This window comes from Paenibacillus sp. J22P277 (genome assembly GCF_059383675.1).
The window spans coordinates 66,271-72,478 of the sequence record NZ_JBXENS010000015.1; the positions used below are offsets into that span (position 1 = coordinate 66,271).

The window sequence follows — 6,208 nt, forward strand, 5'->3', positions numbered from 1 at the left end:
GTTTCCACCCCAAGGCTATACAGCTTCGGATTTCACATGGCCGATTGCGGCCTTACTTTACGACGACATCATCGAGCGGGAGTTCCTTCGGTTTGCCGCCGATATCGAACAATTGAACGTAGACCGATTTGGTGCCCGCGTTGATTCCCGTTACTTTGCCTTCGCCATACGAGGTGACAACGATTTTGCCGATGGCCGGGAGTTCTTCACGAATGCTTTCATAATTATCGTGCTCGTACTTGAGGCAGCACATCAGCCGTCCGCACAGCCCCGAGATCTTCGTCGGATTGAGCGACAGGTTTTGATCCTTTGCCATCTTGATCGATACCGGTTCGAAATCGCCGAGCCAGGTCGAACAGCAGAGCACGCGCCCGCAAGGTCCAATGCCGCCAAGCATCTTTGCCTCGTCGCGTACGCCGATTTGCCGAAGCTCGATCCGGGTACGGAACACGCTGGCCAAATCCTTGACGAGCTCGCGGAAATCGACGCGCCCTTCAGCCGTAAAATAAAAAATGATCTTATTGCGGTCGAACGTAAATTCGACATCGACCAGCTTCATTTTCAGCTGATGATCGCGAATCTTCTCGAGACAGGTCGCAAACGCGTTACGTGCCGCGGCCTTATTCTCATCGACGATCTTGGCGTCGTTGTCGCCGGCGATGCGAATGACTTTTTTCAGCGGAAGGACCACATCCGATTCACCGACCTGTTTTGGCCCTACCACGATCTTGCCGTACTCGATGCCTCTTGCCGTTTCCACGATGACGTGTTGTTCCTTGTCCACCTGGAAATCGACAGGATCAAAGTAGTAGATCTTGCCCGCCTTTTTAAAACGGACACCCACGACGGTATACAATTATTCACCCCTCCTGTACGCGGATCAGCAGCTGTTCAAGCGCCAATTGCGGCGATACGTGCGCACGTATGCGTTTTCCCGCCTCCAGCGTGAACGCCATGCATGACACCCAGCCTTCGGCCGGACGCGCATAGGCATGCTTGCCGATCCAATCAAGCTGATCTATAAAAACGAGCGACTCATGTCTTCCTGCTTGAAAATGAATCATATCTTTGTACCACAGCATAAGCAATGACAAAAGAAGCTGCGGCTGTTCGCCAAGCTCCGTCTTTATGATGTGCTGCTGCAAGGACATCATCGCCGCGGTGAACCGACTCAGACTGTCCTTCCCTAATTGTATCACTACGTTTCTCATTTCTGCAAACCCATTCTGCTGGATTAGCGCCCGGCAAGCATCGAGCCCCGATGTCAAATGAACGGCCGCTCGGGCCGGAAGCTGAGGCAATCCTTCATTGACCAGCACCTGCAGCATCTCCTGCGGAGCAAGCGGCATGAAGGGTACATGCTGCGTGCGCGAGCGAATGGTCGGCAGCATCGCTTGTCCGTTCTCCGTCAGCAAGATCGCCACGACGGGCGATTGCGGTTCTTCCAGAAATTTTAGCAAGCTGTTGGCCGCCTGAAGCGTCATCGTTTCCGCCCGCTGCATGATATACACTTTGCGGGCCGTATTTATGTTACGGTAAGCCAGCTCCCGTTGGAGCTCGCGGATTTGGTCGATTTTAATAGAGCTGCCGTCCGGTTCGACGATATGCAGATCCGGTTGATTGCCATGCTCGAATTTTCGGCATTCCAGACAATGTCCGCATGCATCGTCGACTCCCTCCGTACAGAACAGCGCCTGCGCGAAAGCCATCGCCATCTTCATGCGTCCGCTTCCCGGAGGCCCGCTGAACAAGTAGGCATGCGACACTTTGCCGCTCGTCAGCGCATACTGCAGGATGCGTTTCGCCTTAGGTTGCCCGGCAAGTTGTGCGATGCTCATCGGTTTGAATCCTTTCTGTCGTTAGAAAAACAAATTTATCAAAATGCCGCGGATATCGCCGATCGATTGAAGCAGCTTCAGCCGCCCTTCCTCGCTCTCCAGCAGCTCCTCTCCCATCGAAACGAGGGAAGCGTCGATTTCCTCCAGCAGCTTGTAGCGCTTCGTACGGCCCCGTCTGTCGAAACCGCGCGTTTCTTTCATCCCGACGCCGCGCCTGACGGTATCTTCGAGAAATTGCTTGACCATTTGGCGGTAAAGCTTGAGCTCTCTGACCGTCATCGAACGCGCCAAGCGTTCGCCTTGATTATGAATATCCTTCAGCTTCGCTTGAAGCTGCTCGATCGTCCGCTGCTCGTCTTGAAAATTCATGACGTCCGCGAAGTTTTTCACCGCAGCTGGCTTTGAGCCCGCGTCCGGACGCGAACGATCGGCGCCAAGAGGTCGCCACCCGGGATTGATTTTCATGGTTTCGTCACGCCCAATCAGAAGTGTTCGAAGCGTTCGACCGGAACGACGAACACTGCCGCGCCGCCAACCTGCACTTCAACCGGGAATGGAATATAGGAATCGGTCGTGCTTCCCATCGGAGATACGGGAGATACGAGCTGATCGCGCACTTTGCAATTCGAGCGGATGACGTTCAATACTTCATGAACCCGTTCATCCTCGATCCCGATCATGAACGTCGTATTGCCCGCGCGCAGGAACCCGCCGGTACTTGCGAGCTTAGTGGCACGGAAGCCTTCTCTGACGAGCGCATTCGACAGTCTGTTGCTGTCTTTATCTTGAACAATCGCAATTACTAATTTCATCCAATTCCCTCCCCATAATGCTTCCCGAATTACGATATGCCGTAATCTTGTTGAAAAAATCCGGCTCTATTATTATTTGACATTGAATGTAAATAATCCTTCAAATTCGCGCATTTAGTATCGTTAATACGTCTTTCAGCACGAATTCAGGCGATTGTTCGGCATCGATTCGTACGATTCGCTCCGGTTCGGCAGCCATCAGCTTCCGGTAGCCCTCCCTGACCGCTTTATGAAACGCGAGCCCTTCCAAGTCGAGGCGGTTGATTTCCCTGCCTTCTCCCGCATGAATGCGCGCCAAGCCCGATTCGGGCGACACATCGAGCCAAAACGTCAATGCGGGCATATGGTTCCCGATAGCGAATGCGTTGATGGACCGCACTTCCTCGATCCCGAGCCCGCGCGCGTAGCCCTGATAAGCCAAACTGCTGTCGATAAATCGGTCGCAGACGACGATTTCCCCTCTGGTTAGCGCGGGGAGTATCTTTTCCACCAAATGTTGACGACGGGCTGCAGCGTAAAGCAGAGCTTCCGTGCGGGCATCCATAGCCGTATTTTCATTATCGAGCACAATGCCGCGGATTTGCTCCGCGATCGGAATGCCGCCGGGCTCTCTCGTGAATAGCACGGCTTTGCCAAGTCCTTGCAGCGATCCGGCGATGCCATCGATCAGCGTGGTCTTCCCTGAGCCTTCTCCGCCTTCTATCGTCAAAAACAACCCATTTCCCACAATCGTGCTCCTCTGTCTGTTTATACCCTTATCATATCAAAGCCAACCATACGCGTAAATCCGCTAAGCTTCCACCGTTACGGCAATCGTCCGCATGGTAGGATCGGCTGCTCCCTGGCATCTTGCGCCGTCCGCCACAAGCTGTTTGATGCTTCGTATAGTCTCGGAGGTTATACGTTCGCCTTCGTAGAGCAGCGGAATGCCCGGCGGATAAGGAATGACGTTCTCCGACGAGAACCGACCAACTGCGTCATCCAGAGCAATCCGTTCCGTGCTTGCGCCACTCGTTCGGCTGGCACCGATTCTGCTGAACGTAACGGGCTCGGATATCGGATGAGTTTTGCGAATGGTGCTATTGATCGATCGCTCTAATGTCTGCGGCGCTCTGCTCTCACCAGCAGCCTCCTTAGCGATTTCGACCAACGCTTGCTTCAGCCGCTCAATATCCTCGGCAGACGCTTCTACGCCGATTAGAAGCACGACATGCCGCGAATCCGCAAGTTCCGTATAACAGCCGAATGTTTCAAGCCGTTTCTGAATTTCAAAACCCGTCAATCTGCCCAAGCGATCATATAGAGCGATACGAAGCGGATCATTTCGGACTTCTTCATCTGTCGAAATCGCTATCCCGTAATCATCCTGCTCGTTTACCCATTTCCTTAAAAATTCAGCAGCCGCCAAACCGTGTTCAAACAACTCATGCCCCCGGAAATCAATCATTGCCCGGGTAATATCTAGGGAAGCCATTATGGGATAAGAAGGACTAGAACTCTGAATCATTCGTAAGGCATCCATGACGGCAGTACGATTGATCCGCTCTCCTTGTATATGAAGCAAGGCTCCCATGGTGAGCGCGTGCAGCGTTTTGTGCGTGGACTGAACGACGGCATCTGCACCCGCTTGGAGCGCGGATGTCGGCAAAGTCGGATGAAGTCCGTAATGCGCGCCATGGGCCTCGTCAACAAGCAGCATTTTGCCGTAACGATGAACAAGTTCGGCGTATGGCCGGAGTTGTACGCTCAGCCCATAGTAGCTTGGATTCGTGAGCATGACAGCCTTTGCTTCCGGATACGTCTGAAGAGCCTGCTTTACTTGCATCAAGTTCGGCGCAATATCGAGGCCGGTATCCTCATCCCTTTCCGGCATTAGAAATACCGCCCGTGCGCCGGACAACTTCAGTCCGTTTAACACGGACTTATGTGCGTTCCGTTGTACGATAATCAAATCACCCGGCTCGCAAACCGCCAGCAGCATCGCAAGATTGCCGGCCGTGCTGCCACCTACCAAAAAGAACGTGCGATCGGCACCGAACGTCATTGCCGCGAGATTCTGCGCTTTTTCGATAATCCCCGACGGCGCATGCAAGTCATCGGTTAGCGATAGCTCCGTCACGTCGATCGCCATCACAGCCCTTAATGCCGACAAAGCATCATTCGGCAGGTTTTGAAGCAACGGCAGCGATTTTCCGTATTTATGTCCCGGTACATGGTAGCTGACAGGGCGAGATGCATGCAGGTTCGTTAGCGCTTGGAACAACGGTGCATGCCAGGCTTGCTTTGATTGCGAATCCAATGAACGTTCCCCCGGTTTCCAATTAATCTATCCCTTTATCATAAAGGATTCCGGCATGAACTTAAACCTAGCTCCGTTTCAAAACAAAATAATCCCGAACTCTCTCGACCGAAACGCATACGAGAAAAAGCAGGGATCATGAGTGCAGTACGTAGAGGGAATTATGCATTGTTTTGCAGCCAAATGCGTCTAAGCTGATGAATGAAAAAAGGATATTTAGCATCTTGCACATCCGTTTGAACCATTTCGGCTTCGCATGTATCGCAAATAAATCCATCAATGATTCGTATGCCTTCTTCTTTCACAAGGTCGCAAATAATACATACGTTAACCGTTGTTTCCTCCGACATTTCGCTTCACCTCTTCCATGGGAAATAGGTCACTTCTTCTAGTATGCCACAAAATCTAGCAACCTATACGACTTTCATAGCCCATTTCAAATAGTAATACAGTTTATGTCGAAGCGCCCAGATTGGTTCCCCAGGGCTTGCACTTCTTTTCGGAAGGAAGTCTACACAAACCCGACCAAAAATCCGATACATGGTGTAGATCATCGAAAGGCGCTGACGAAATATGCGGGGAACGCTTGCTGAACAAGAGAAAGCAACGATCTACCAATACCAGTTGAAGCAGAAAATATTCGTTCGTGATGAATTATATCGAAGTTATTTATGCGCCATATGCATATTGGCGATCTTTCTGATTCTGATGTATCGGCTCGAGGGGGTAAAAGCATTCGGAATCGGCATGCTTGGCATCCAGTTCATCCATTTCATCATCATTCGACTTACGCTGATCCGCGTTGACGAACCTGATTATAAGCGCTGGGGATGGCGAGTACTCGGAATTTGGATCGGATATATCCCAGTTGCCCATATCGAGCTTGGATTATTCCGCCGGCTGCACTGGCATTTGTTATGGCTCGGTCTTTGCGCAATCGGTGTGTTGTATCCATGGGCGAATGAAGCCACGATGATTAGCCTCACCATGTGTCATATCTGGTTCCTTGCCCCTCGACTAATCATTAACAGGAGGCTGCGCAAAGCCAGACGAGACGGCGTCCTTAAAATCACGTCCAATGAAGTCAGCTACTACCATCGTTAAAGCGCATCTAGTGCTGATGGTAAAGCTGGCTTTCTTCAACGAGAGACAACAAAAAACCGACTGCAGATCTGCAGTCGGTTCATCGTGCTTGGCAACGTCCTACTCTCCCAGGACCCTGCGGTCCAAGTACCATCGGCGCTGGAGGGCTTAACGGT

8 protein-coding genes are annotated in these 6,208 nt (G+C 51.9%); 1 reads left to right on the top strand and 7 read right to left on the bottom strand.

All coding sequences use genetic code 11. The annotated features are described in order from the left end of the window. Positions 1–52: 52 nt before the first annotated feature. The 7 genes from AC50YL_RS35140 to AC50YL_RS35170 all read right to left on the bottom strand — a co-directional run bounded on the left by AC50YL_RS35140 (position 53) and on the right by AC50YL_RS35170 (position 5,299). A complete protein-coding gene (locus AC50YL_RS35140; protein WP_494838027.1) occupies positions 53–856 on the bottom strand; it encodes a PSP1 domain-containing protein in 804 nt (267 codons plus the stop codon). 4 nt (positions 857–860) lie between these two features. After that, on the bottom strand, positions 861–1,838 hold the full coding sequence (gene holB, locus AC50YL_RS35145) for a DNA polymerase III subunit delta' (RefSeq protein ID WP_494838028.1): 978 nt from the start codon (positions 1,836–1,838) through the stop codon (positions 861–863). Between the two features lie 21 nt (positions 1,839–1,859). Next, positions 1,860–2,303: a YaaR family protein gene (locus AC50YL_RS35150; RefSeq protein WP_494838029.1), complete on the bottom strand. Its 444-nt coding sequence runs from the start codon at positions 2,301–2,303 to the stop codon at positions 1,860–1,862. A 17-nt stretch (positions 2,304–2,320) separates the two neighbouring features. After that, positions 2,321–2,650 (bottom strand): cyclic di-AMP receptor DarA, encoded by a 330-nt coding sequence (gene darA, locus AC50YL_RS35155; RefSeq protein WP_161747125.1) that lies wholly within the window; start codon positions 2,648–2,650, stop codon positions 2,321–2,323. 100 nt (positions 2,651–2,750) lie between these two features. Beyond that, positions 2,751–3,377: a dTMP kinase gene (gene tmk, locus AC50YL_RS35160; protein ID WP_494838030.1), complete on the bottom strand. Its 627-nt coding sequence runs from the start codon at positions 3,375–3,377 to the stop codon at positions 2,751–2,753. Between the two features lie 63 nt (positions 3,378–3,440). Next, the gene (locus AC50YL_RS35165) at positions 3,441–4,949 is read right to left on the bottom strand and encodes an aminotransferase class I/II-fold pyridoxal phosphate-dependent enzyme (RefSeq protein ID WP_494838031.1); all 1,509 of its coding nucleotides are present in this window, start codon (positions 4,947–4,949) and stop codon (positions 3,441–3,443) included. 161 nt (positions 4,950–5,110) lie between these two features. Beyond that, on the bottom strand, positions 5,111–5,299 hold the full coding sequence (locus tag AC50YL_RS35170; RefSeq protein ID WP_494838032.1) for a sigma factor G inhibitor Gin: 189 nt from the start codon (positions 5,297–5,299) through the stop codon (positions 5,111–5,113). 223 nt (positions 5,300–5,522) lie between these two features. Between AC50YL_RS35170 and AC50YL_RS35175 the strand changes: the two genes are divergently transcribed. Further along, positions 5,523–6,053, top strand: coding sequence for a transposase (locus tag AC50YL_RS35175; protein ID WP_494838034.1), 531 nt, complete (start codon positions 5,523–5,525; stop codon positions 6,051–6,053). Positions 6,054–6,208 lie beyond the last annotated feature (155 nt).

Coding starts and splice junctions, on each gene's coding strand:
- holB (WP_494838028.1), bottom strand. CDS start 1,838: ATGAGCATCGCACAACTTGCCGGGCAACCTAAGGCGAAACGCATCCTG.
- AC50YL_RS35150 (WP_494838029.1), bottom strand. CDS start 2,303: ATGAAAATCAATCCCGGGTGGCGACCTCTTGGCGCCGATCGTTCGCGT.
- darA (WP_161747125.1), bottom strand. CDS start 2,650: ATGAAATTAGTAATTGCGATTGTTCAAGATAAAGACAGCAACAGACTG.
- AC50YL_RS35170 (WP_494838032.1), bottom strand. CDS start 5,299: ATGTCGGAGGAAACAACGGTTAACGTATGTATTATTTGCGACCTTGTG.
- AC50YL_RS35175 (WP_494838034.1), top strand. CDS start 5,523: ATGCGGGGAACGCTTGCTGAACAAGAGAAAGCAACGATCTACCAATAC.